Below are 2249 nucleotides of genomic sequence, written 5' to 3'. Positions count from 1 at the left end.
TCCGCCGCGGCGGAGCTGAAGGTGCCGCTGGTGGTGGACAGCGGGGTGGGCGACAACTGGGACGAGGCGCATTGAGTGCCCGGGTTCCGGGCATGCACCCGGGACCCGACCTGGCGCTGCGGTGTCTTGCGTAGACATCGCATGCGCATGCACGCCGGATATCGCAGAGGGTTTTCCGAAGGATTATCCCGCCCGCGATTTTCGCTTTCCCATTCGCGTTGGTTTTTTGACCCCATCGGGCGCGACAAGCCGCAAATTCCTACTGGCGTCACACCCCGGGGCGTGCAGGATCGCTTTGATTGAACGGAATTTTGACGCGGTTTATTTGCGCGGATTTTCGGGAATGAATCCGTCCTTAATCTGACAAATTTTTAACTTAAATCTTCACGAACGAGCAAGGTGGGGAATGTTCTTATATCCCCGACAGGCGCAATACCTGTCGCGGATCTCCTCCCATCCCCTGGAGCAGATCCAGGAACGGCGACTCCTCCCCAAGTCTCCGTTCCCTGGCCCCGCCGACCTCCCCCTGGTCCGCGGGGCTTTTTTATGCCCGCACGTTCGTGATGCCGCGCTGGCAGCGCGCGCGACCCGGCTCAGCGGCGCGCGTCGGTGGGCTGCTGCAGTTGATAGAGCGCGTCGTCCAGGGTGTCCATCTGCGCGGCCAGCGTGGTGCGGGCATCGTGCAGGCCGCGGTTGTAATAGTGCGGGCCGATGCGCTCGGCGACGAAGTCGAGCAGGAATTCGGCCTCGAACGCACCGACCTGCTGCTGCAGTTCGGTGCGCAGGTAGGCCTGCAACTGGTCGGCGATGGCGCGCTTGTCCTCGCGGCCCAGCACGGCGGTACGTGCCGGCGCGCTCATGCCAGCCATTCGCGCGGCACCAGGTACTCGGCCAGGCGCGCCTCGGCGCTGCCCGGTTCGGGCTGGAAGCCGTACTCCCAGCGCACCCGCGGCGGCAGGCTCATCAGGATGCTCTCGCTGCGGCCGCCGCTCTGCAGGCCGAACAGGGTGCCGCGGTCGTAGACCAGGTTGAACTCGACGTAGCGGCCGCGCCGGTACAGCTGGAACTCGCGCTCGCGCTCGCCCCAGGGCAGGCCGCGGCGGCGTTCCACGATCGGCAGGTAGGCGTCGAGGAAGCCGTCGCCGACCGCGCGCTGGTAGGCGAAGTCGCGCTCGAAATCGGCATGCAGGTCGTCGAAGAACAGGCCGCCGACGCCGCGGGTCTCGTTGCGGTGCTTGAGGAAGAAGTACTCGTCGCACCAGCGTTTGTGCGCCGCATAGCGGTCTTCGCCAAAGGGCGCGCACAGGTCGTGCGCGGTCTGGTGCCAGTGGCGGGCGTCCTCGTCGAACGGGTAGTACGGGGTCAGGTCGAAGCCGCCGCCGAACCACCAGGCCACGGTGGCGCCGTCGCGCTGCGCCTCGAAGTAGCGCACGTTGGCGTGGGTGGTGGGGATGTACGGGCTGAGCGGGTGGAACACCAGCGACACCCCGACCGCGCGCCACGAGGCGCCGGCCAGTTCCGGGCGGTTGGCGCTGGCCGAGGGCGGCAGGCGGGTGCCGGCAACGTCGGAGAAGCCGATGCCGGCCTGCTCGAACAGCGCGCCGTCGCGCAGGATGCGGGTGCGGCCGCCGCCGCCCTCCGCGCGCTGCCACAGGTCTTCGGCGAAACGGGCCTGGCCGTCGGCGGCCTCGACCGCCGCACAGATGCGGTCTTGCAGGCCAGTGAGATAGTCGCGAACGCGGTCGAAGGTATGCATGCCGCCATTCTAGAAGCTGGCTGTGTCAGGCGTCTGCGGCGGACTGCCCGGACTGCGCGGGCCGGTCGGCACGCGTCAGCGGCGGAACTCGGCGCGCAGCGCGGGGCGGCACAGCTGGTAGACCAGCCAGCCATGCAGGCCGGCGAAGACCAGGGCGGTCAGCGCGCCGCTGACCATGAGCGTGATCCGGCCCAGCGCCAGATCGTGCTGGAGTTGCTGCGGGTCGAAGGCGTGCTGCGGCGCCCAGACCTGCAACAGGTCGAGCAGTTGCAACAGCAGCGGCAGCACCGCGAAGTTGGCCGCGGCGGGCCTTCATCGTGTTCCTGGTGGTCACCGCCGCGGCCAACTTCGCGGTGCTGCCGCTGCTGTTGCAACTGCTCGACCTGTTGCAGGTCTGGGCGCCGCAGCACGCCTTCGACCCGCAGCAACTCCAGCACGATCTGGCGCTGGGCCGGATCACGCTCATGGTCAGCGGCGCGCTGGCCGCCCTTGT

The 2249-nt window shown here is 68.2% G+C and carries 3 protein-coding genes; all 3 read right to left on the bottom strand.

What is annotated here, in order from left to right:
* Window positions 1–593 precede the first annotated feature (593 nt).
* Window positions 594–860, bottom strand: a complete 267-nt coding sequence (locus CEK69_RS20865; RefSeq protein WP_152247714.1) for a DUF2164 domain-containing protein — start codon at window positions 858–860, stop codon at window positions 594–596.
* On the bottom strand, window positions 857–1756 hold the full coding sequence (gene hemF / locus CEK69_RS20860) for an oxygen-dependent coproporphyrinogen oxidase (protein WP_150411374.1): 900 nt from the start codon (window positions 1754–1756) through the stop codon (window positions 857–859). Before hemF ends, CEK69_RS20865 begins: the two co-directional genes overlap by 4 nt.
* 75 nt (window positions 1757–1831) lie before the next feature.
* Window positions 1832–2044, bottom strand: a complete 213-nt coding sequence (locus CEK69_RS20855; protein WP_226975252.1) for a hypothetical protein — start codon at window positions 2042–2044, stop codon at window positions 1832–1834.
* Between the last annotated feature and the right edge of the window lie 205 nt (window positions 2045–2249).

Origin of the sequence: Xanthomonas sp. LMG 12462, assembly GCF_009192885.1 — a bacterium.
GTDB classification, from domain to species: Bacteria; Pseudomonadota; Gammaproteobacteria; order Xanthomonadales; family Xanthomonadaceae; genus Xanthomonas_A; species Xanthomonas_A sontii.
This window is presented reverse-complemented; position numbering and strand designations above follow the sequence as displayed.